The following is a 21,819-nucleotide window of genomic DNA, read 5'->3' as shown; positions in this document are numbered from 1 at the left end:
CCCGCGCGCGTCCACGGTGATCTTCTGGCTCAGGTCGCCACGGGCCACCGCCGTGGTCACCTGGGCGATGTTGCGCACCTGCCCGGTCAGGTTCGACGCGAGCTGGTTGACGTTCTCGGTGAGGTCCCGCCAGGTGCCCGAGACGTTGGGCACCTGCGCCTGACCGCCCAGCTGCCCCTCGATGCCGACCTCGCGGGCCACCCGGGTCACCTCGTCGGCGAACGACGAGAGCTGGTCGACCATCGTGTTGACCGTCGACTTCAGCTCCAGGATCTCCCCGCGCGCGTCCACGGTGATCTTCTGGCTCAGGTCGCCGCGGGCCACCGCGGTGGCCACCTGCGCGATGCCACGCACCTGCCCGGTGAGATTGGCCGCCATCAGGTTCACCGCGTCGGTGAGGTTCTTCCAGGTGCCGGCCACGTCCGGGACCACGGCCTGCCCGCCCAGCCGGCCCTCGGTGCCTACCTCGCGGGCCACCCGCGTGACCTCGTCGGCGAACAGCCGCAGCGTGTCGGTCAGCGAGTTGATCGTCTCGGCCAGCTCGGCGACCTCGCCCCGCGCCGAAACGGTGATCTTGCGCGACAGGTCCCCCTCCGCGATGGCGGTGGCCGCCGAGGAGATCGAGCGCACCTGGTTGGTGAGGTTGCTCGCCATCGTGTTGACCGAGTCGGTCAGCGCCCGCCAGGTGCCCGCGACGCCGCGCACGTCGGCCTGGCCACCGAGTCGCCCCTCGGTGCCGACCTCGCGGGCCACCCGGGTCACCTCGTCGGCGAACGAGGAGAGCTGGTCGACCATCCTGTTCACCGTGCTGCCGATGCGGCGGAACTCGCCGCGGAGCCTGCGGCCCTCGATCTCCAAGGCCATGTGCTGGGACAGGTCGCCTTCCGCGACCGCGTCGAGCACCCGGGCGATCTCGGCGGTCGGCGCGGCCAGGTCGTCGATCAGGGCGTTCACGGCCTGCACGCCCGCCGCCCACGCGCCGTCGTACGACTCCTCGTCGAGCCGCTCGGACATGCGCCCCTCGCGGCCGACGACCCGGCTGATCCGCAGCAGGTCGCGGCTGTGCCGCTCCTGCAACGCCACCAGCTCGTTGAACTGCTCGACCACCTCGCTCGCCGGCCCCTCGCGGCGAGCCAGGCGGACGTCGAAGCGGCCACGCCGCACCTGCGCCAACCCTTGGGCCAGCTCGACCAGGAAAGCCCCGTCCCCGGCGAGAGCGTCCTCGCCGGCAGGGTCCTCGGGCGTCCCCGGGTCGACGAGGACCTCCGAACGCGCTTGCCGTGTCGCCGTCACTACTGCCTCCACCTGCACTTCGATCGAGGCCGACGGCCTGTACGGCCAGCCTGCCAGGCAGCACCGGACCGACTGCGAGACTGCAGGCGTGCCCGTTCGACTCGAGCGGCGGATGAGCTTTCCGCCCGACATCCGATCCATCGGACGTGTCCGGCGAATTATTCATGACGTGCTGACCGAAGTGGGGGACGGCGACCCCGCCGGGGACGGCCGGGACGTGCCGGATTTCGTCGATGACGTGGTGCTGCTGACCAGCGAGCTGTGCGAGAACGCCGTGCTGCACGCCGGCACCGCGTTCGACCTGGCGGTGGTGGCCGACGGCGACGAGGTCACCGTGGCCGTCACCGACCGCGGCCCGGGCGCGCTGGAGCTGCACCTGGCCGAGCCGCGTCAGCGCTACGGGCGCGCCGCGACCCACGGGCGCGGCCTCTCACTCATCGCGCGGCTGGCCACGACCTGGGGCACCCGGCACGACGCCGATGGCCGGCACACGGTGTGGTTCACCCTCGCGCGGCGACCAGGATCCGTCGCCGAGCCCGCGACCGACCCGGCGCCCGACCATGAGCGCACCTGGTCCGCGGCCGAGCAAGCCCGCTGGCTGCTGCACGTGCCGGCCTCCCTCGCTCGTCGCCTCGCACCCGTCGACCTGATCCGGGAGCTGGCGGCCCGACTGCGGGACATCGTCGACGCCTCGGCCGTCGTCGTCGAGATCGACACGGGCGATGGCTCCGGGGCTCGCGAGCTGGCACGAGCCGGTGTCCTCCCGGCCGACAGCCCCGTCGTGCCCCGCACCACCCTCGACGTGCCGCTGCCGACCACGACCGGCCTGCACGGCACCATCCGGCTCATCCTGCGCGAGGGGGCCGACGCCGCACGCGCCCGGGAGCTGACCGAGCTGATCGCCGCGCGGATCGCCATCACCGCGGAGTCGCAGTGGCTGCACGACGTGGATCAGCGCCGGCGGGCGTGGACGACCTATCTGGCCGAGGCCAGCGAGCTGCTCGGCCAGTCCCTCGACCTCGAGCTGACGGTCGCGCTCGTGCCGCAGCTCGTGGTGCCGCGCCTGGGCACGTGGTGCGCGGTGCTGCTGCCGGAGCCATCGCGTCGGCTGCGCCTGGCCGCGATCGCGCATGCTGACGAGGACCGGCTGCCGGAGCTGCGCGCGGTGCTCGACCCCGACGCCGTGCCGGGTCCGCCGCCGCAGCTGCGCGCGCGGCTCGCGTCGGCTCACCGGGATGCCGCGCCGTCCTGGTTCTCCGACCCTGCGGATGGTGTCGCGGTCCCGCTGCGGGCCTCCGGGGCCTCGACCGGGGTCCTGCTGGTCGGTCGCCCCGCAGGCCGCCTGCACACCCCCGAGGACCTGCTGTTGATCGACGACATCGCCCGTCGGGCCGCGCTGGCGGTTCACAACGCCCAGACCGTCGGCGAGCACGTGCGGGTGTCGCAGACGCTGCAGGCTGCCCTGCTGCCCCGCGCCCTGCCGCAGGTACCGCAGCTCGACTTCGCCGCGGAATACCTGCCCGCGAGCACCGGGGCGGACGTGGGCGGCGACTTCTACGACGTGGTCGAGGTCGACCCCGACCGATGGCTCGTCACGATCGGCGACGTGTGCGGCAAGGGCGCCCGGGCCGCGGCCCGCACCGGTCTGGTCCGCGATGTGCTCCGGGCGCTGGTGCGCAAGGGCCACCCACTGGAGCGGGCCATCGAGATGCTCAACGAGGTCATGTTGGAGGCGGCCGACCCGCAGCAGTTCTGCACCCTCGCGGCCGTGATGCTGAGCCGGCAAGGGCAGGAGGGGCGGTCCGCGGTCGCGGTGGAGCTGGTGCTGGCCGGCCACGCCAAACCCGCCGTGATCCGCGCCGACGGCACCGCCGAGCTGATCGGCCGGTTCGGCAGCGCACTGGGCCTGGTCGAGACGGTCGACCTGCACTGCACCCAGCACCTGCTGGCCGCCGGGGAGACGCTGCTGCTCTACACCGACGGCATCACCGAGTGCCGGCGTGGCCCCGAGCAGTTCAACGAGAACCGGCTGCTCGAGGCGGCCGCCGCCGCGTCCGGCACGAGCGCCGCGAAGCTCGTGGCGACCGTGCGCGAGGCCGTGCAGCGCTTCGCCCCCGACCTCAGCGACGACATGGCCCTGCTCGCCGTCCGTGCCGAGCCCTAGCCACAGGCACTACCCCGAGAGGGCACGACGTCGCCCGCCGCTCATCCGGCGCCCCCAGGGCGTTGGCTCGTCCGCAGATCGCCTGCCAGCGCTCGCGAAGCAGCCCCGTCAGCGCCTCGGTCGACTGGCCGACCACCGTGGAGACGTTCTCCGCCCCTGCCTGACAGAGGCGGTCAGGCATGTGGGGAGAGCTCCCTGTCCGGGCGGTAGGTGTAGGCCACCTCCCGAATCCTGCTGCTCTTCTCCAGGCTCGCGCCCAGTGCACCACCGACGGTGGCCAGTGACGCGCAGAGCCAGGAGATCGCTATGAGGGTCGTCGCGCTCGCGGGGTGTCTGAGCTGCGCGGCGACCTGGTCGTACGGAAGCAGCAGAAAGCTGACGACGACGGTCGCCGCGAACAGGATGAGGTAGAGCGCGATCACGCCGATGACGACGGTGGCGATCGTCACGGTGTTGAACAGGACGACCTGTTCCCTGGCCCCCGGGAGCTCCTCCCGATCCATGGACCGAGGGACCTGCTCAGGGAGTCTGCCGCCGATGACGAGGACCAGCACCAACGCGACGATGGACGCAAAGGTGAGCGCGCTCAGGCGCAGCAGACCGCCACCGTCGGCGATCATCCAGATGAAGCCGTTGACCAGGGAGAGGACGGCCAGGCCGAGCGCGCCGACCGCGACGGACGACAGCCGGATGACGGCTCGCCAGGGACGGTTCGCCCACAGCATGCCCAGCAGGAGCCGGAAGTTTCCGGTGATCACGTTGGCGAGCAGCCGGACTCCCTGCTGATCCTCTTCGACGTGGCGGCCCAGCTTTGCCAACTCCTGGGCTGTTTCGGGCCTCCGCTCGTGCCCGTCGCCGGCGCCGAATTCGGTGATGAGGTCCGACACCAGTTGGACGACGGCTCGCAGGGCGCGGCGGCGCACGTCGACGGGGCCCAGCGCGGGCAGGGACAGGGCTGCCACACCCTGGGCCTGGCTGGTGTAGGCGACGACTGGTCGTCTGTCCTTCTCCAGGGGCAGGTCCGTGATGTACACCGCGAGGTGCCAACCCTCGTTGAGCAGCCGCTCGCGCGCGGCCTGGATGACACTGTCCGGGTCGGCCGGCGGTTCGACCAGCCGGTCGGAGACGAGCCGGCAGACCCAGCGGACGTTCGGTACGCGTTCGGCCAGCCGATCGGGAAGCTCGGGCAACAGGCTCTGCGCGATCTCGGTGGCGGGGCCGGGGGCCGCGATGAGGCCGAGCACCAACTCCCGGCTCTCGTCATCCGCTCGGCTGTCGGAACGCTGATCCGACGATTGCATGGCGCAGCCCACCTCTGTGGACGGGGCATGTTCGGACCGGAAGTGCGCTACCCCAGCCAGTCCCTGGCACCTGGCTCGGCGCGGTCCACCGATACCCGCCCTCGGAGGAGTCACTCATCGGCGCGGCCGGAAGCGCGCATCCATGTCGGCACGGTAGGTGGCAACGCGCCGCGCCTCGACGGCGCGCCACGGCGGCGAGCGGGGACCGAGGTCCTCCGCAGGCGGCGCCCGGCGATCCTGGGGAGGCGCCCGCCTCGGGCCTAGCGTCCGGCGCAGCGATCGGCCGCCGAGGAGGAGCCGTGCAGGCCAGGGATGTCATGACCCGCGAGGTCGTCACCGTGGGACCGGAGACCTCCGCCAAGTACGCCGCGGAGGTCATGGCCGAACACGGGTTCGCGGCCCTGCCCGTCGTCGACGACGGGGACCGGTTGGTCGGCATCGTGGCCGAGGCCGACGTCCTCCGCGATCGGATGCCCCCCGATCCCCGGCTCCACCTGCGCCGCGACGGCGGGATCCCGACCTCGGCCCCCTCGTTGCTGGTCCACGGGGTGATGACCCGCGAGGTCCGATCGGTCCAGGACACGGCAGACATCGCCGACGTCGCGCGGCTGTTCGTCGACGACCGGCTGCGCAGCGTCCCCGTGGTGGACGGCGACCGCCTGGTGGGCATCGTCAGCCGGCGCGACCTGCTGCGGACCCTGGTCCGTCCGGACGCGGAGATCCGGCACGACCTCCTCCGCCTGGTGGAGGGCTACACCGGATCGCTGGACTCGTGGGCGGTCTCCGTCGCCGACGGCGTGGCCACCATCCAGCGGACCCGCGGCGTTCCCGAACCGTCTCCCGCGGTCGAGGAGCAGGCCCTGTCCGAGCTCGCCCGGACCGTCGGCGGGGTGGTGCACGTCCGGGTCCTCCCCGCACAGGATCGCGAGACACCCGTGACCGGACAGCCCAGCCACCCGGCGTCCACGCCCCGCTGAGGAGGCGACGATGACGCGCTCATCCCCGTCCCGCCCGGTGGTCGTCGGGGTCGACGGCTCCGACGGGGCCCGCGCGGCCACGGTCTTCGCCACCGACGAGGCCCGGTTGCGGCGCACGAGCCTCCGCCTGCTCCACGCACTGTCCTGGCCGCTGAAGGGCCTCGCCGCGGAGACGTCCCCCGATCCCGATCTGCGGGAGACGCTCCAGGCCGGTGTCGAGGTGGTCCTCCGCGCAACCGCGGCCGATGCCGCCGACGTCCTCGGCGCCGACCGGGTCAGCTGGTCGGTCGTCGACGAGGATCCGGTCACGGCACTGCGGACGGCCTCCGCGGACGCGCAGGTGCTCGTCGTCGGCAGCCGCGGCGTCGGTGGCATCCTCGGCCTGCTGGGCTCCACGGCCAACGGTGTCGTCGCGGACGCCGCCTGCCCGGTCGTCGTCCTACCGGATCCCACGTCGGTCACCGCCACCCCGCGGGCCTCCGTCGTCGTCGGTGTCGAGGGCCGCCCCGGCGACGACGCCGTCCTGGACTTCGCGTTCGCCGAAGCCGCCGCCCGCGGGACCGACCTGGTGGCGGTGCACGCCTGGCAGGACGTCACCCTGGAGACGGCGTTCCAGTCGCTGGGACCGCTGGTCGACTGGGCCGGAGTGCAAGCCGACGAGGAGCGCGTGCTCGCCGAGACACTGGCCGGCTGGCGGCAGAAGGAACCCGACGTTCCCGTCCGCGAGGTGGTCCTCCGCGAGCGGACCGCTCGAGCGCTGGTGTCCGTGGGGCTGACCGCTGCGCTCCTCGTCGTCGGCCACCGGCACCGCAAGCCCCTGGCCCGGCTCGGCTCGACCACCCACGGCGTCCTGCGCCGCGCCGGCTGCCCGGTCGCGGTCGTCCCCATCACCTCCGACGGCGCCCGGTGAGCCCGCCCGGCCTCGGGATCCTCGTCACCGCGGCCAGCAAGCACGGCTCCACCCACGAGATCGCCGCCGCCCTGGCCCGCGCGCTCACCCAGAGCGCTGCCGCCGGCCGGGCCGGCCTGACCGCCACGTGGCTCCCGGCGGAGAACCGCCCCGACCCGTCGGCCTGCGACGCCGTCGTCCTCGGCAGCGCCGTCTACGCCGGCTCCTGGCTGCCGGCCGCCCGGGACCTCGCCACGGCGCACGCGGCCGTCCTGCGTGACCGACCCCTGTGGCTGTTCTCCAGCGGGCCGATCGGCGTCCCCCCGTTCCCGCCCGACGAGCCCGACAGCGTCGGCGCCCTGCGGGCGATGCTCGGCCCGCGGGGGCACCGGGTGTTCCCCGGCCGCCTGGACAGGTCCCGGCTCACCTTCGGTGAACGCGCGATGGTCACCGCCATGCGCGCCCCGATCGGGGACTTCCGCGACTGGGCCGCCGTGGCGGCCTGGGCCGAGGAGATCGCCGACGAGATCGCCGCAGACATCTCTACGACCCCCCTTGCGTCGGCCGACTGACACTTCCGCCGGAGGCCCCCACCATGACCGCAGTCGCGGCGCCCACGGCGGGCGCGGGCACCTACTCCGACGACGAGCTGGCCCGGGACCTGCGCTGGTGGGCGGCGGCCAACTACCTGACCGCCGCCCAGATCTACCTGCAGGCCAACCCCCTGCTGCGGGAGCCCCTCACGCCGGACCACATCAAGCCGCGCCTGCTGGGCCACTGGGGCACCAGCCCCGGCCTGACGATGGTGTACGCCCTCCTCAACCGGCTGATCCGGCGCACCGGACAGCAGACTCTGCTCGTCGTCGGGCCGGGGCACGGCGGGCCGGCGATGCTGGCCGGGGCCTACCTCGACGGGACCTACAGCGAGGTCCATCCCGAGGTGTCGCAGGACCTCACCGGGCTGGTCCGGTTCGTCCGCCAGTTCTCCACGCCCGGCGGGGTCCCCAGCCACGCCGGCGTCCACATCCCCGGCAGCATCCACGAGGGCGGCGAGCTGGGGTACGCGCTGCTGCACGCAGCGGGGGCGGTGTTCGACGACCCCGACCTGCTGGTCGCCTGCGTGATCGGGGACGGCGAGGCGGAGACCGGGCCCCTGGCGGCCTCCTGGCGGCTGCCGGCCTTCCTCAACCCGCGCCGGGACGGCGCCGTGCTGCCGATCCTCCATCTCAACGGCTACAAGATCTCCGGGCCGACCGTGCTCGGCCGCTCCCCCGACGAGGACATCCGCGGCTACCTGCGCGGCCAGGGCTGGGACCCGGTGGTGGTGGCCGGCGACGTCCCCGCCCGGGTGTTCGTCGAACTGGACGCTGCACTGGCCACGGCCCACGCCCGGATCCGGGAGGTCCAGGACCGGGCCCACGCCGGGGCTGCGCCGGACGGGGTCCGCTGGCCGGCCATCGTGCTGCGGACGCCGAAGGGCTGGACCGGCCCGCGCACGGTGGACGGCGTCCCCGTGGAGGGCACCCACCGTGCGCACCAGGTCCCGCTGGCCCGGGTGCGGGAGGACCCCGAGCACCGCGCCCAACTGGCGGGGTGGCTGCACTCCTACCGCCCGGAGGAGAGCTTCGACGAGGCCGGGCGGCTGGCGCCCGAGCTCGCCGCGCTGGCCCCGTCCGACGACCTGCGGCTGTCGGCCTCGCCCCGTGCGGGCGGCCCGCGGTTCCGGGTGCGCCCGCTGCCCCTCCCGGACCTCGCCGACTACGCCCTCGCGGTCCCCTCCCCCGGCGCGGTCCGGCACGAGACCACCCGACCGCTGGGCGAGCTCCTCCGCGACGTCCTCACCCGGACCGGCCGGACCGACGGCGGCGGGGACTTCCGGCTGTTCTGCCCGGACGAGACCAACAGCAACCGGCTCGGCGCCGTCTTCCAGGCCACCGACCGCTGCTCGATGCTGCCCGTCCAGCCCGGGGACGAGTCGATCGGCCCGGACGGCCGGGTGATGGAGGTCCTCAGCGAGCACCTCTGCGAGGGCTGGCTGGAGGGCTACACGCTCACCGGCCGGCACGGCCTGTTCGCCACCTACGAGGCCTTCGCGATGGTCGGCGCCTCCATGATCGTGCAGCACGCCAAGTGGCTGCAGCAGGCGGCGACCGAACCAGACCGCAGCCCCGTGCCGTCGCTGAACGTGCTCCTCACCAGCACCACCTGGCGGAACGACCACAACGGCTTCTCCCACCAGGGCCCCGGCCTGATCGACACCGTGGCGCCGCTGTCGCCGGACGTGGTCCGCATCTGGTTCCCGCCGGACGCCAACAGCACCCTCGTCGTCGCCGAGGAGTGCCTGCGCAGCCGCGGGCGCGTGAACCTGATCGTCGTCGACAAGCAGCAGCACCTGCAGTACCTCGACCTCGAGGCCGCCCGCACGCTGGTCTCCTCGGGGGCCGCGGTGTGGGAGTGGGCGGGCACCGAGGAGCCCGACCGCAACCGCAGCGATCTTCCCGACGTCGTCCTCGCGGCCGCCGGCGACGTCCCGACGCTGGAGGTCCTCGCCGCAGCGCAGCTCCTGCGGGACCACGTGCCGCACCTGCGCATCCGCGTGGTGGACGTCGTCGACCTGATGGGGCTGCTGCCGCCCGGCGAGCACCCGGCGGCCCTCGACCCGGAACGGTTCGCCGACCTGTTCACCGACACCGTCGACGTCGTCTTCGCCTTCCACGGCCACCCGCGGGCCATCCACCCGCTGGTCCACGGCCGGCCCGACGTCGACCGCTTCCACGTCCGCGGCTTCACCGAGCACGGCACCACCACGACCCCGTTCGACATGGTCGTGCTCAACCGGATGAGCCGCTACGACCTGGTCCTGGAGGCCCTCCGTCGGTCCCGCCGCGTCCCCGAGGGCGGCGACACCCTGGCCCGGTTGTGCCGGGAGCAGCTCCGGCGGCACCGTGAGCACGTCGTGGAGGCGCTCGAGGACCTGCCCGAGGTCCGCGACTGGACGTGGGAGGCGGAGCAGCGATGACCGACGCCGACACCCAGAGGACGGATGCGCCCTCGAACGAGATCCCCGTCGAGGAGTGCTACCGGCTGCTGCGGACCCAACAGGTGGGCCGGCTCGGTGTGAACGCCGAGCACTACCCGCTCATCTTCCCGGTCAACTACGGCATGGACCACCACACGATCGTCATCCGGACCTCCCCCGGCACGAAGCTCACCGCGGCCTCGCACGCCAACGTGACCTTCGAGGTCGACGAGATCGACCCGATCCACCGCAGCGGGTGGAGCGTGCTGGTCCGGGGCCTCGCCGAGGAGGTGACCGATGCCCACGGCGCCGACCTGGTGCGCCGCACGCACGACGCCGGTGTCGCCCCCTGGGCGCCCGGGGAGCACGGTCACTGGCTGCGGCTGATCCCCCACCACGTCACCGGGCGGCGGGTCGTGCCCGGCGAACTGCCGCCGGCCGTGGACCCGCGGGCCTATCTCTGAACGGCGGCGGGGTCGGCCGCCCCCGCTCGGGCGTGCCTGGACAGCGCCTGCCGCGTGAGTCGGTCCATCACGGCCTCCTCGTCCACCGGCACGGTGAGCACCCGCACCCCGGTCGCCACCAGCCGCTGACTGGGGGAACCCCACAGCCCCCGCGCGCCCCCTCGCAGGGGCAGGAGCGCGGCACACACCCGCTCCCGGATCTCCTCGGAGTGGACGCCGATGCCGCCGGTGAAGACCACGGCGTCCCACCCCTCGAGCGTCGTCACCGCCCCGGCCACGGCCATCGCGACATCTCGGACGAAGACGCGCAACGCGAGGTCGGCGGCCGCACCGCCGTCGGCCAGCAGCTCGCGCACGTCCGTCGTGCCCCCCGAGAGACCCGCGACCCCCGACCGGCGGTTGAGCAGGTCACGGACGGCCGCGAGGGAGCCCCCGTGGAGGTCGACGAGCTGCAGCACCACCTCGGGGTCCAGGTCGCCGCTGCGGGTGAGCGAGGGGACGCCCCCGGCCGGGCTCAACGACATCGTGGTGTGCCGGGACAGCCCATGCTGTACCGCGGTGACGCTGCACCCGCTCCCGAGGTGGACGACGACCGCGGCGCCGAGCCCGGGGAGCAGGTCCACCACGCTCTGCACCGCCAGCCCGTGGAACCCCCACCGGCGCAGGCCCGCTGCCCGCGCCTCGGGCGGCACCGGCAGGGTGACGGCCTCGCCGGGCAGCGTGCCGTGGAACCCGCTGTCCGGGACCAGCACCTGGTCGGCGTCCGACCAGCGGATCCGGGCCGCTTCCACGACGCTCAGCTGACGCGGGAGGTGCAGCGGATCCCGTGCCGATTCCCTCCGCAACTGGTCGAGCAGCCGCTCATCGGCGTGCCTGGCTCCCCTCAGCGCCGCGCTGCCGTGCACGATCCGGTGGGCGACGACAGCGGGCCACAGTCCGTGCTGCTCCAGTGCCTGCGCGACCCCGTCCAGGGCGCCGGTCCAGCCTCCGGGCAGCGGCTCCTCCTCCGCCGGGCCGTGCGGCCCGGTGGTCGTCACCCGCGCGGTCGTGCCGTCCAGACCGGCGACGTCCACGTGCAGCCGCAGATGCGGGTCGCGCACGGCGGCCTTGAGCGACGACGAGCCCACGTTCAGACACAGGACGACGCAGGGATGGGAGCCCTCCGCGGGGACGGTCGTGCCGGCGTCGGGCCTCAACGGAGGACGGCGACCTTCAGCGCGCCCGAGGTGACCGGGTCGTCGAAGACGTCGTAGGCCTGCGGGACCTCATCGAACCCGAACCGGTGGGTGACGATCCGGCCGGCATCGAGCCGTCCCGCTCGGAGCAGGCGCAGCAGCATCGGCGTCGAGGCGGTGTCCACCAGGCCGGTGGTGATCGTGACGTCGCGGATCCACAGGTCCTCGAGGTGCAGCGTGGTGGGCTTGCCGTGCACACCGACGTTGGCCACGTGGCCGCCGGGACGCACCAGCGCCACGGCGGTGGACAACTCACGGGCCGCCGCCCGCCAGCTCTCCACCGGGTCGACCACGGCCACCGTCTGCAGGGACCGTTTACCGGGGCCGTAGTAGACCAGCGCCTTCATGACCGTCCTCCCTGGGCTCGGTGAGGGCAGTCCACTCCTCGCCGCTTCCCGGCCGGAGTGCCGAACGTCCCGGCTGCCGGGGCCACTCAGCGCCGGACCGTTGGTGGACCGCGGCGGGGCTGGTTCATGATGACGGCCGGCACCGTGCTGCTGCTCCGGTCAGCCCGGTCAGGTCGGTGAATGCCTGGGCGATGCCGCCGGCGAGCACGTCCACGTCGGTGATGGCGGCGTCGGCGTTGACCGTCACCACCAGCTCGCCGGCGTAGGACAACGCCGCGACCGCCAGCGGGACCTGCAGCACCAGCGGAGCGATCGGCACCGCCTCCACCAACCGGGCGCCGGCCAACCACAGCGGGACTGACGGACCTGCGAGGTCGGTGACCGACAGGGAGATGCTCCGACTGCCGAACCGGCGTCCCCAGCGGACGACCAGCCGGGCCACCGGCGCCGGCAGCCGGATGTCGACGACGCTTCCCACACCCGCGCGGAGCCGGGCCTTGCCGGCGGTGGTGGCGTGGCAGATCAGCGCCAGCCGCCGCAGCGGGTCCGGTTCGCCGACCGGCAGGTCGACGACGAGCATGCCCATCACCTGTTGCCCGGGGAGGCCCGTGGCGGCCGGAACGCTCGCCCGCACCACCAGCCCGGGCAGCTGCTCGCCACGCGCGGCGAACAGCTGCCGCAGGCCGCCGGCAACCGCGGCCAGCAGCAGGTCGTTGACGGTGACGTGCAGGGCGTGCCCGGCGCGCTGCAGGTCCGCCAGTGGATGCCGGGCGACGGCCAGCCGCCTACCGGGACCGGTGCGGCGCGGCAGGGACGTGCGCGGCACCGGGGCGCCCAGGTCGGACAGGAGGTCGCGCAGCTGCTCCAGGCCCTGCCGGCCGCGGCGGCGGCCGGTCGCGTCCGGCCGTGCCCGCCGCAGCGCCGCGACCCCGTCGTGCAGCCGCACGCGCAGCAGCTCCCGGTGCGTCGGCAACGGAGGCACCGCGGCCGCTGCCGGCTCCTCCAGGCCGGTGTCGGCCGCGGGATCGAGCAGCGCGCCGGCGAGCGCCACGCCGGTGCGGCCGTCGGCGAGGACGTGGGAGACCACGATGAGGACGGCGAACCGCCCGCCGGGCAGGCCCTCGACGACCTCAGCCCGCCACAGCGGCCGGTCGCGGCGCAACGGGCGCAGCGCGCGGCCGGCCGCCCAGCTGCCCGGGGCCGCGCCCGGCGGCAACGTCACCGCCCCGACGTGGCGCAGCGGGTCGAACCACGGGTCGGCGACCCAGATCGGGCGGCCCTCACCGAGGCGGGTCCACACCACCCGCCGGCCCAGCGCGGGAACGCGGCGGGCGCGGGCGGCCAGCGCCGCGCGGATGCCGGCGGTGTCGACGGCGCCGTCCGCCCGCCGGAACGGCCCCGCGTCGAAGACCCCGAGCAGCGCGATCTGCATCGGGGTGTGCCGGTCGGCCGCCCACACATTCACCAGCTCATCGGCGCGCAGTCGGGTGAACGCCACCCGCCCACCGTGCCGTGCCCGCCGAGGCACCCGACAGGGACCAACGCCCACAGAGGTCGAGCCACCACCACCCCCGACACGGGTTCCAGCACCCGCGCAGCAGCTGGTCGATGACCAGCTCACCGACGTGAAGAGAGCGATCCGTGCCGGGGATGCCCGCAGGGACCGAGGTCACGGCTGCCGAGGACTCACGCCCCCACGCCCGGGGATGGCGCCGGGCGGAGGCTGGTCCCGGATACGAGACCGTGGGATCGACCATGACCACACGTGGCAGGGCGGCCATCAGGCATCGCCGAGCGAGCCGACGTCGGTGGGCCGACATGAACGGTCGCCAGCGTGCCCTCCTGCTGACGCTGGGGGGCGCCCAACTGGCGCTGGCCGGGGCTGCATGGGCCGACCTGGCTCGGCGTCACCCGGCCGAGGTGAACGGCCGGAAGGGCGCCTGGGTCGCGATCATCGCCGTCAACTGGATCGGGCCGCTGGCCTACTTCCGCTGGGGTCGTCGCAGATGAGCCGCCCGCCCCGCGGCGAGGCTCGGCCTGCTCCGCGGATCGGAGGAACAACCATGCCCGCGCCGTCCTCCCCGCACATCCCACCATCGCCGAGGGCCCACCCACAGCCGTCGGACCGGCCCGCACGAGCCCTCGAGGACGCCGCAGATGCCGCGCTGCTGGCGCCGTCGGTGCACAACACCCAGCCCTGGCGGATCGTGCTCCACGGCGACCGCCTCGAGCTCCGCGCCGACCGCTCGCGGCAGCTCACCATCCTGGACCCGACCGGCCGCGAACTGGTGCAGAGCGTCGGGGCCGCGCTGTTCAACGCCCGGGTCGCGCTCGCGGCCGCCGGCCGCGCCGTCGCGGTCGAGCGGCTGCCCGCACGCGACGACGCCGACCTCCTGGCCGTCGTCCGGCCCGTCGACGGAGCCCCGGACCCGGTGCTGACGTCCCTCGCGCCCGCCATCCCGAGGCGGCGGACCAACCGGCGACGGTTCGACGACCTCCCGCTCCCCGCCGAGCGGCTGCAGGCGCTCACCGCCGGAGCCGCAGCCGAAGACACCCAGCTGGTCCCGATCGTGCGGGCAGAGCATCTACGAGTACTCGCCGGCCTGACCCAGGAGGCCGACGGTCTGCAGAACGCCGACGCCGCCTACCGGGCCGAGCTCCGGCGCTGGACCAACCGGCTGCCCTCCGACGGAGAGGGGGTGCCCGCGAGCGCTGTCCCCCATGTCGATGGTCTGCAGCACGACGCCGTTCCCCTCCGAGACTTCGACACCACCGGCTCGGGGGAGCTCCCGGCGGAGACCCGCTCCGGTGTCGAGCAGACGCTGGTGCTCCTCGCCACTCACGACGACGAGCCGTACGACTGGCTGAGGTCCGGAGAGGCTCTCCAGCGCCTGTTGCTCGACGTCACGGCACGCGGTTGGGCCGCCAGTCCCATGACCCAGGTCATCGAGCTGCCCCACTTGCGCACCCAGCTGCGGTCGGCGTTCGGAGAGGTCGGCCACCCCCAGTTCGTGGTGCGCATAGGCCGCGCCGTGACCACGGCGCGCACGCCGCGACGGCCGCGCCACACGGTCGTGGAGAACAGCGCTCGACAGCCCGAGCACACGCGCCAGGTCGTGCGGTCGGTCCCCGCCGGCTGGCCGGTCAGCCCGCCGGCGGCTCCGTCGGGTCGGCGACCGGTGTCCGACGGGCGTGGTGGGACGATCTGGGTGTGACGGCGGCGCGGATCTCGCCGCTCAACTGCTGGACCGTCTTCCGGTTCGCGGCCCGCACGATGATCGACGTGACCACCTTCTGCCCGGCCGGCTCGGCCTCGACCTGGGTGTTGACGTCGACGTCGGCGAAGAGCACCAGCCGGTTCCGCCGCCGGTAGGCGTGTGGCTTCGAGCGGGCCGGCTCCCGGCGCCTGGTCACGCGGCTGCCCGGAGCGCGCGCGGCTCGGCGAAGCGGGTGATCACCGGGCCGGCTACGGCCAGAACGAGGACGTACCCGGCCGCCAGCGGGCCGAGGGACGTGATTCCGGCCGCGACGGCGAGACCGGCGATGACGATGGAGAACTCACCGCGGGCGATCAGCGCCGTCCCGGCGCGTAGCCGGCCGGGGACGGCGATCCCGTCCCGTCGCGCGGCGTACCAGCCGGTCGCCACCTTGGTAGCAGCGGTGGCCAACGCCAGGAGCAGCACCGCGGGCAGCACCGGCAGCACCGCGGCCGGGTCGATGGAGAGGCCGAAGGCGACGAAGAACGTGGCGGCGAACAGGTCGCGCAGCGGGGCGAGGATGGCGCGCGCCCGGTCGGCGAACGACGCCGGCAGCGCCAGCCCGACGAGGAACGCTCCCACCGCCGCGGAGGCGCCGAGCGCCTGGGCCAGGCCGGCCACGAGCAGGGTGAAGCCGACCAGCCGGAGCAGCACCTGCTCGTCGTCGGGGTGGGCCATCAGCCGGCCGAGCCGGTGGCCGTGCCGCTGAGCGGCCAGCAGCACCAGCACGACCGCGCCCACGGCGAGCCCGATGCCGGCGGCCGCCGACGCCGGGCCGCCACCGGCGATCGCCACCACCAGCAGTGGCAGGAACAGTGCCATCGCGAGGTCCTCGAGCACCAGCACGGAGAGCACCGCCGGGGTCTCCCGGTTGGCCAGTCGCCCGAGGTCACCCAGCAACCGCGCGACGATGCCGGACGACGAGACGTAGGTGACCCCGGCCAGGGCGAGGGCGCCCTGCCACGGGAGGCCGAACAGCAGGCCGGCGACGAACCCCGGTGGCGCGTTGAGCAGCAGGTCCACCATCCCGGAGGGGCCGTGCCGGCGCAGCGAGCCGAAGAGTTCGTCGGGGGAGAACTCCAGCCCGAGGGTGAGCAGCAGCAGCACGACGCCGATCTCCGCGGCCGCCTCGAGGAATGGCTGGGCGGTGGCCAGCGGGACCACGCCGCCTTCCCCGAGGGCCAGCGCGGCCAGAAGCACGAACGGGATCGGGGAGAGGCCCATCCGCCGGGCCAGCAGGCCGAGCAGGGACAGACCGAGGAACAGTACGCCCAGCTCGATCAGGAGTGCCGCGACGTGCTCCACGGAGGCGCCCTACGCCGCCCCGGCCAGGTGCCGCTCCAACTGCTCCAGCCCGGCCGCCGACCCGATCGCGACGAGCACATCATCGGCGTGCAGCAGGTCCGCCGGGCCGGGGGAGGTCACGACGTCGGTGTTGCGCACGATGGCGACGATCGAGCAGCCGGTGAGCGTGCGGGCCCGGGTGTCGCCGAGGGGCCGTCCCGCGAACGGTGAGTCTTTCGCGACGGGGATCCGCGCCGACTCCAGCCCGGGCACCTCGCGGGAGAGGTCAGCGAAGCGCTGGGTCAACCGGGGTGCGCCGAGGACCTCAGCCACGGCGTCGACCTCCTCGGGGTCGAGCCGGACGACGCCGAGCGCCCGGTCGGGGTCGCGCGGGTCGTAGACCGCTCCTTCGGCTCCGCCGTCCCGCTGGACGACGATCGCCAGCACCTGGCCCGCCCGGGTGCGCATCTCGTATCGGACACCGACGCCCGGCAGCATGGTCTCCTCGAGGTCCACGGCCGCATGGTGACAGACCGGTGCTCCCACCGACCGCCGGAGGAGGTGTGGCCGTGGCTGGTCCAGGTCGGCTGCCGGCGCGCCGGCTGGCATGCCGACGACCTGCCGGAAACCTCGCCCATCCCAGCGTCCGCACCGTCGTCCCGGAGCTGCAGGACCGCGAGGTCGGCCGGTGGCTGCCGATGGCCCCGCCCCGCGGTGGACGGCGCTGGTCCTCGCGCTCGGCTGCGCGGGCGTTCCGGTGATCGGCCTGGCGCGGAGCAACCTCACGAGCCGGCTGCGGCGACCGCCCAGTGACCGCTGGCCGGGCTGGCAACTGACAGTTCGCGGACCGGTGCCGCGGCCCGCCTGGGGTGTGCCACGCTGGCCGCGACCGCCCCGGACGACGCTGGAGGCACCCGTGGATGCTGCTCGCTCTGCCGACGCTCCGGACGGGCACCGATTCCAGGGGGCGGTCGCGTTCGCGCCCCCCTACGAGCGGGACGGCGCCAGCGTGATCACCGCGACCGCGGTCCGCACGCACACCGCCACCCGGGGCGACGGTGCGGCAGCGAAGCGGTCCGGGTTCGACGCCGGGATGTCCGGCAGCCGCCCGATGGGCGCGTTCGTCGTCCGGGACGGGCGTGTGCGCTGGCACCCGGCGGTCGACTGGACCCGGGTGATCACCACCGCGGAAGTCATGGTCGGTGGGGTGCTGATCGCCCGCCGCCTGGCCGCCCGTCCGAGCGCGACGAAGGCCAAGGTCACGATGGGCCCCGGCGGGTGGGTGAGCGTGAGGGGCGGATTGATGGCCGTGCGCCCGGCCGAGCGCGGCTGGCGCCGGCGGCGCGCTCCCGCACCGGCCACCGTGCCACGGACCCGCCGGCCGTGGTGGGCCCGTCTGCTGGCCGCGACCGCCCTGGAGTCCCTGCTCGGGTAGGCGTGGACCGACGACACCGCCCGGCCGGCCCTTGAACAGGTCACGTCGGGGAGACCCGTACGGCTGGTCACGGCCCTGTCCGGCGACGCTCGGTCAGGAGCTCGTGAGGATGACGAGTTGCTGGGTCGCTCGGGTCATCGCGACATAGCGGTCGACCGCTCCTTCGATGCCGGTGCCGAACACCTCGGGGTCGACGAGGACGACCAGGTCGAACTCGAGCCCCTTCGCAAGCTCCGGGGTCAGCGACCGGACGCGGGACGTCGCCCGGAACGTGGGATCGCCGATGACGCAGGCGATCCCCTCCCCCTCGGCGTGCTCGACGAGCCAGGTGTCGAGGATCGAGCCCAGCTCCGACGCAGGACCGTGGACCACGGGGACACCGCTGCTGCGGATGGAGGTCGGCACGTTGGCGTCCGGGAGCACGGCCCGAATGACCGGCTCGGCTTCGGCCATGACCTCTTCCGGCGTCCGGTAGTTGATGGTCAGGGACGCCAGGGTGATCCCGTCGAGGCCGATCCGCTGGAGCCGTTCCTGCCACGTCTCGGTGAACCCGTGCCTGGCCTGGGCGCGGTCCCCGACGATGGTGAAGCTCCGGGACGGGCAGCGGAGCAGCAGCATCTGCCACTCCGCGTCGGTCAGCTCCTGGGCCTCGTCCACGACGATGTGCGCGAACGGGCCGGCGAGCAGGTCCGGGTCTGCGGTGGGCAGCGCGGCCTCGTCGACCAGGGCGTCCCGGAGGTCCTGGTGGCGCAGGGTCGTCATCAGCAGCAGCTCGGAGTCGTCGGCCTCGATCAGCCGGTCGATCACGTCGGCCATCCGCTCGCGTTCGAGGGCGGCAGCGGCCTCCTGGCGGCGCCGGCGCCGGGACGTCTCGGGGTCGCCGAGTCGCTGCCGTGCGGCGTCCAGGAGTGGCAGGTCGGACACCGTCCAGGCCTGGGCGTGCTCGCGCTGCAGCTTCCGGACGTCGTCGGCGCCGAGCCAGGGTGCGCACTTCCGCAGGTACGCCGGCACCGACCACAGGTCTCCGACGAGGTCCGTCGCCTCGAGCAGCGGCCACGCCCGGTTGAAGGTCGCCAGCAGGTCGCGGTTCTGCTGCAGCGACTTCCGGAGCAGGTCGTCGTCCTCGCCGCCGTCGCACTTGTCCATCAGGATCGCGAGCAGCTCGTCCCAGATCTGGTCCCGGGCCTCGTTGTGCGGGGTACCGGGGTCCGGCGCCTCGAACGCCTCGGCCCAGTCGTCGGCGCTCAGCCGGATGTCGGCCGTGTCGGTCTCGACCGTCATGCCCGTGGTGGGCGGCTCCTCGTAGAACCGGACGGCCGCCTCGATCGCGGCCACCAGGTCCGCGGACGCCTTCAGGCGGGCCACGTCCGGGTCCGCCTCGATCCCTGCCGCGGCTCCCTGGGGGACCAGGTCCCGCAGGGTGCAGGTCTGCACGCCCTCCTCGCCGAGGCTGGGGAGGACGTCGGCGACGTAGGCCAGGTAGGGCTGGTGCGGGCCGACGAACAGGACCCCACCCCGATGGTGACCGATGCGCGAGTCGGCGTAGAGCAGGTACGCGGTGCGGTGCAGGGCGACGACCGTCTTCCCCGTACCCGGACCGCCGTCGACGACGAGAGGGCCGCCGGATCCCGCCCGGATGATGGCGTCCTGGTCGGCCTGGATCGTGCCCAGCACGTCCCGCATCCGGGCCGACCGGTTGCTGCCCAGGCTCGCGATGAAGGCCGACTGGTCGTCGAGCGCGGCAGCGTGCCCGTCGAACCCGTCCGAGGTGAACACCTCGTCCCAGTAGTCGCTGATCCGGCCGCGGGTCCAGCGATACCTGCGGCGGCTCGCCAGGCCCATCGGGTTGGCGTGGGTCGCTCCGAAGAACGGCTCGGCCGTGGGAGAGCGCCAGTCGAGCAGCAGCCGGCGCCCCGCGCTGTCGGTGAGGCCGAGCCGTCCGACGTACACCGGCTCGGGGTCGTCCGCCCTGACGATGTGCCCCAGGCACAGGTCCAGACCGAAGCGACGCAGGGTGCGCAGCCGAGCGGTCAGCCGGTGGATCTCCAGGTCCCGGTCCAGCGCCTCCTGGCCGATGCCGCCGGGCGCCCTGCGCTCGGCATCGAGACGGTCGGACAGGTCGGCGATCGACTGCTCGAGGCTCTCCGCAATGGCCGCGAAGTGCCGCTCGTCGCCGGCGATCAGCATCGGGGCGGCCTTGGGGGCGAGGTGGTCGGGAAGGTCGAACGCGCTGGTGGTCAGGGGGTTCATGTCACGGCCTTTCTCGGCTGACCGCGCCGATGCCCGGGTCGGCCACCCGCCCGAAGAGTGCCTGCTGGTCGACCTCGGCGACGGCGAGGCAGTCGGCCCGGTCGTCGGTCAGGGCCAGGTCGGCCCAGCCGGAGGAGACGAGTGCGCGCAGCCGCACCGCGAGTCCCACCAGCGGTTCGACGCATCCGCGCGAGTCGTAGGCCGGCAACACCACGCGCACTTCGCGACCCCCGATTCCGCAGATTTCGGCCTCGGCCGGCGATTCTGCGGCCCGCCCCGGGTCTTGCCGCAAGCCCCCCGGTGCGCTATACGTTGGAAGTGGAAGGGAGTGGGCTCCCTTCCCTTTTTTCGTCCGCGTAGACGGACAAGCCGTGGACGAAGCGGCGGCGCGCACGGCGGTACCGCCGGCCCACGAGGCATCTCCCGTGGGCCCATGGATGCACCCGCGGAACGAGAAGCTCTTCACCCTTCATCAGTAGGGGCCGGCTCGATGTCGTCGAGCGCACCGCCATCTCATGGAGTTCGTCGCCGAGCCGCACGAGCGCTGGGCGGAACTCGCCGCGGATCAGCCGGCGGGCGCGCCTGCCGGTGCGCCGGGACCGGGCACGGCCGTCACGTCACGCGGCCCGAGCGGCGCGCCCTCACCCTCGGTTGGTGACCTTGTAGGGCGTTCCCGACCTGTCGTAGGTCGTCCACTCCCCGACGTCGTGCCCCTGGTCGAACCGGCCCGACCGCAGCTTCGTGCCGTCGAGGCGGAACCACTCCCAGTAGCCGTGGGGCTTTCCGTCGACGACGGGGCCGCGGGCGCGCAGCGAGCCGTCGCGGTGCAGCTCCTCGTGGATGCCTTCGGAGAAGTCGGTGTTCGGCACCGACCTTCCTCGGGCTCTCAGGCCGGCTGGACGGGCAGGCCGAGCCGGCGGAACAGGCTCGTACCGAGGTCGAGGAAGCTCGAGATGTGGGCGATCCGCCCGGCCTCCACCTCGAGCACGTGCAGAGCCCACGGCTCGTGACCACCCCCGGCGCGGGGCCGGTACTGCGCGAACGCCGGTGACCCGTTGGCCCGCGTCGGCACCACCCGGGAGCCCCGGCAGCCGGCCCCGGGCCCGCGCATCCAGGCGCCGATGTCGGCCGGGCCGCGCAGCCACATCTCGAACGGCGGCATGTGCTGGGTGGCGTCCTCGTGCAGGAGCGCGACGAAGGCGTCGATGTCGTAGCGCTCGAACGCGTCGACGTAGCGGCGCAGCAGGTCGGCCTCGCCGGGCTCCAGCGGCCGCGGATCGATCTCGGCGCCCACGCCGGCCAGCGTGGCGCGGGCGCGCTGCAGCGCGCTGTTCACCGAGGCCACCGTGGTGTCGAGCAGCTGCGCCACCTCGTCGGCCTTCCAGCGCAGCACCTCGCGCAGCAGCAGCACGGCGCGCTGCCGCGGGGGCAGGTGCTGGAGCGCGGCCACGAACGCCAGCCGGATCGACTCGCGGGCCACCGCCTGCTCCGCGGGGTCGCCGTCCTCAGGGACGACCTGGCGGTCGAGCACCGGCTCCACCCACGCGGTGGCCGGCCGCTGCGCCGCCAGCGACGCCTCGACCGGTTGCCAGGGCGATCCGGAGAGGTCCATCGGCAGCGCGCGGCGCTTGCGGCCCGACAGCTGGTCGAGGCAGACGTTGGTCGCGATCCGGTACAGCCACGAGCGCAGCGCCGAGCGGCCCTCGAAGTCGGCCAGCCCCCGCCAGGCGCGCACCATCGTCTCCTGCACCGCGTCGTCGGCGTCGAAGGACGACCCCAGCATGCGGTAGCAGTAGCCGGTCAGCTCCCGCCGGTGCTCGAGCAGCCGAGGGTCCAGCTCTCGGCTCACCACGCTGGTCACGGGTCCTCCTGGGGGTTGCGGGCCGCGCCAGCTCACCACAGGG

General features: G+C 73.9%; 21 protein-coding genes. 10 read left to right on the top strand and 11 right to left on the bottom strand.

Going from position 1 to position 21,819, the window contains the following annotated elements; all coding sequences use genetic code 11:
• The coding region (locus BMZ50_RS10435; RefSeq protein WP_218146198.1) for a HAMP domain-containing protein at nt 1-1,293 on the bottom strand (1,293 nt) is incomplete at its 3' end.
• Nucleotides 1,294-1,405: 112 nt separating this feature from the next.
• On the opposite strand from BMZ50_RS10435, the gene BMZ50_RS10430 reads away from it, so the two are divergent.
• Nucleotides 1,406-3,457, top strand: coding sequence for a SpoIIE family protein phosphatase (locus BMZ50_RS10430; protein ID WP_091323952.1), 2,052 nt, complete (start codon nt 1,406-1,408; stop codon nt 3,455-3,457).
• Between the two features lie 173 nt (nt 3,458-3,630).
• On the opposite strand, the gene BMZ50_RS10425 is transcribed toward BMZ50_RS10430, so the two are convergent.
• Nucleotides 3,631-4,758 (bottom strand): hypothetical protein, encoded by a 1,128-nt coding sequence (locus BMZ50_RS10425; RefSeq protein ID WP_091323950.1) that lies wholly within the window; start codon nt 4,756-4,758, stop codon nt 3,631-3,633.
• 299 nt (nt 4,759-5,057) lie between these two features.
• On the opposite strand from BMZ50_RS10425, the gene BMZ50_RS10420 reads away from it, so the two are divergent.
• Genes BMZ50_RS10420 through BMZ50_RS10400 form a run of 5 tightly spaced genes read left to right on the top strand, consistent with a single transcriptional unit; the run spans nt 5,058 to nt 10,107 of the window.
• A complete protein-coding gene (locus BMZ50_RS10420) occupies nt 5,058-5,735 on the top strand; it encodes a CBS domain-containing protein (protein ID WP_143087148.1) in 678 nt (225 codons plus the stop codon).
• A 10-nt stretch (nt 5,736-5,745) separates the two neighbouring features.
• Nucleotides 5,746-6,645, top strand: coding sequence for a universal stress protein (locus BMZ50_RS10415; protein ID WP_091323946.1), 900 nt, complete (start codon nt 5,746-5,748; stop codon nt 6,643-6,645).
• The gene (locus tag BMZ50_RS10410; RefSeq protein WP_091323943.1) at nt 6,642-7,196 is read left to right on the top strand and encodes a flavodoxin domain-containing protein; all 555 of its coding nucleotides are present in this window, start codon (nt 6,642-6,644) and stop codon (nt 7,194-7,196) included. The genes BMZ50_RS10415 and BMZ50_RS10410 overlap by 4 nt, the downstream gene beginning before the upstream one ends.
• Nucleotides 7,197-7,219: 23 nt before the next feature.
• Nucleotides 7,220-9,643, top strand: a complete 2,424-nt coding sequence (locus BMZ50_RS10405; protein ID WP_091323940.1) for a phosphoketolase family protein — start codon at nt 7,220-7,222, stop codon at nt 9,641-9,643.
• Entirely contained in the window at nt 9,640-10,107 is a 468-nt protein-coding gene (locus tag BMZ50_RS10400) for a pyridoxamine 5'-phosphate oxidase family protein (protein WP_091323938.1), read from the top strand. The genes BMZ50_RS10405 and BMZ50_RS10400 overlap by 4 nt, the downstream gene beginning before the upstream one ends.
• On the opposite strand, the gene BMZ50_RS10395 is transcribed toward BMZ50_RS10400, so the two are convergent.
• From BMZ50_RS10395 to BMZ50_RS10385, 3 genes are all read right to left on the bottom strand, one after another.
• Entirely contained in the window at nt 10,098-11,303 is a 1,206-nt protein-coding gene (locus BMZ50_RS10395; RefSeq protein WP_091323935.1) for an acetate/propionate family kinase, read from the bottom strand. The genes BMZ50_RS10400 and BMZ50_RS10395 overlap by 10 nt on opposite strands.
• Nucleotides 11,300-11,689: an MDR/zinc-dependent alcohol dehydrogenase-like family protein gene (locus BMZ50_RS10390; protein WP_218146197.1), complete on the bottom strand. Its 390-nt coding sequence runs from the start codon at nt 11,687-11,689 to the stop codon at nt 11,300-11,302. The genes BMZ50_RS10395 and BMZ50_RS10390 overlap by 4 nt, the downstream gene beginning before the upstream one ends.
• 124 nt (nt 11,690-11,813) lie before the next feature.
• The gene (locus BMZ50_RS10385; RefSeq protein ID WP_091323933.1) at nt 11,814-13,187 is read right to left on the bottom strand and encodes a wax ester/triacylglycerol synthase domain-containing protein; all 1,374 of its coding nucleotides are present in this window, start codon (nt 13,185-13,187) and stop codon (nt 11,814-11,816) included.
• A 320-nt stretch (nt 13,188-13,507) separates the two neighbouring features.
• Here BMZ50_RS10385 and BMZ50_RS10380 point away from each other — a divergent pair, with 320 nt between their 5' ends.
• From BMZ50_RS10380 to BMZ50_RS24175, 3 genes are read left to right on the top strand one after another with little or no spacing between them, the layout of a single operon-like run.
• Nucleotides 13,508-13,699: a PLDc N-terminal domain-containing protein gene (locus BMZ50_RS10380; protein WP_218146196.1), complete on the top strand. Its 192-nt coding sequence runs from the start codon at nt 13,508-13,510 to the stop codon at nt 13,697-13,699.
• 53 nt (nt 13,700-13,752) lie between these two features.
• Nucleotides 13,753-14,904: an Acg family FMN-binding oxidoreductase gene (locus tag BMZ50_RS10375; RefSeq protein ID WP_143087147.1), complete on the top strand. Its 1,152-nt coding sequence runs from the start codon at nt 13,753-13,755 to the stop codon at nt 14,902-14,904.
• Nucleotides 14,901-15,062 carry a hypothetical protein gene (locus BMZ50_RS24175; protein ID WP_177212741.1) on the top strand — a complete coding sequence of 54 codons (162 nt, stop codon included), beginning with the start codon at nt 14,901-14,903 and terminating at the stop codon, nt 15,060-15,062. The genes BMZ50_RS10375 and BMZ50_RS24175 overlap by 4 nt, the downstream gene beginning before the upstream one ends.
• A gap of 37 nt (nt 15,063-15,099) precedes the next feature.
• Here the strand turns inward: BMZ50_RS24175 and BMZ50_RS10370 are convergent, their stop codons facing one another.
• Nucleotides 15,100-16,251, bottom strand: coding sequence for a cation:proton antiporter (locus BMZ50_RS10370; RefSeq protein ID WP_091323926.1), 1,152 nt, complete (start codon nt 16,249-16,251; stop codon nt 15,100-15,102).
• 9 nt (nt 16,252-16,260) lie between these two features.
• Nucleotides 16,261-16,746 (bottom strand): cation:proton antiporter regulatory subunit, encoded by a 486-nt coding sequence (locus BMZ50_RS10365; protein ID WP_091323923.1) that lies wholly within the window; start codon nt 16,744-16,746, stop codon nt 16,261-16,263.
• 400 nt (nt 16,747-17,146) lie between these two features.
• Between BMZ50_RS10365 and BMZ50_RS10360 the strand changes: the two genes are divergently transcribed.
• Complete coding sequence (locus BMZ50_RS10360; protein ID WP_091323921.1) at nt 17,147-17,665, top strand: hypothetical protein; 519 nt, start codon at nt 17,147-17,149, stop codon at nt 17,663-17,665.
• Nucleotides 17,666-17,758: 93 nt separating this feature from the next.
• Here the strand turns inward: BMZ50_RS10360 and helR are convergent, their stop codons facing one another.
• The 4 genes from helR to BMZ50_RS10340 all read right to left on the bottom strand — a co-directional run bounded on the left by helR (nt 17,759) and on the right by BMZ50_RS10340 (nt 21,776).
• Nucleotides 17,759-19,915 (bottom strand): RNA polymerase recycling motor ATPase HelR, encoded by a 2,157-nt coding sequence (gene helR / locus BMZ50_RS10355; protein ID WP_091323918.1) that lies wholly within the window; start codon nt 19,913-19,915, stop codon nt 17,759-17,761.
• 1 nt (nt 19,916) lies between these two features.
• Nucleotides 19,917-20,084, bottom strand: coding sequence for a hypothetical protein (locus BMZ50_RS10350; protein WP_177212730.1), 168 nt, complete (start codon nt 20,082-20,084; stop codon nt 19,917-19,919).
• Nucleotides 20,085-20,556: 472 nt separating this feature from the next.
• Complete coding sequence (locus tag BMZ50_RS10345; protein ID WP_218146195.1) at nt 20,557-20,784, bottom strand: toxin-antitoxin system YwqK family antitoxin; 228 nt, start codon at nt 20,782-20,784, stop codon at nt 20,557-20,559.
• 17 nt (nt 20,785-20,801) lie between these two features.
• Entirely contained in the window at nt 20,802-21,776 is a 975-nt protein-coding gene (locus tag BMZ50_RS10340) for a sigma-70 family RNA polymerase sigma factor (RefSeq protein ID WP_091323915.1), read from the bottom strand.
• Nucleotides 21,777-21,819: the final 43 nt, after the last annotated feature.

It is taken from the genome of Geodermatophilus ruber (genome assembly GCF_900114385.1).
Lineage (GTDB): Bacteria > Actinomycetota > Actinomycetes > Mycobacteriales > Geodermatophilaceae > Geodermatophilus > Geodermatophilus ruber.
Note: the sequence above shows the minus strand (reverse complement) of the source record. Positions and strands in the feature narration are given on the sequence as shown.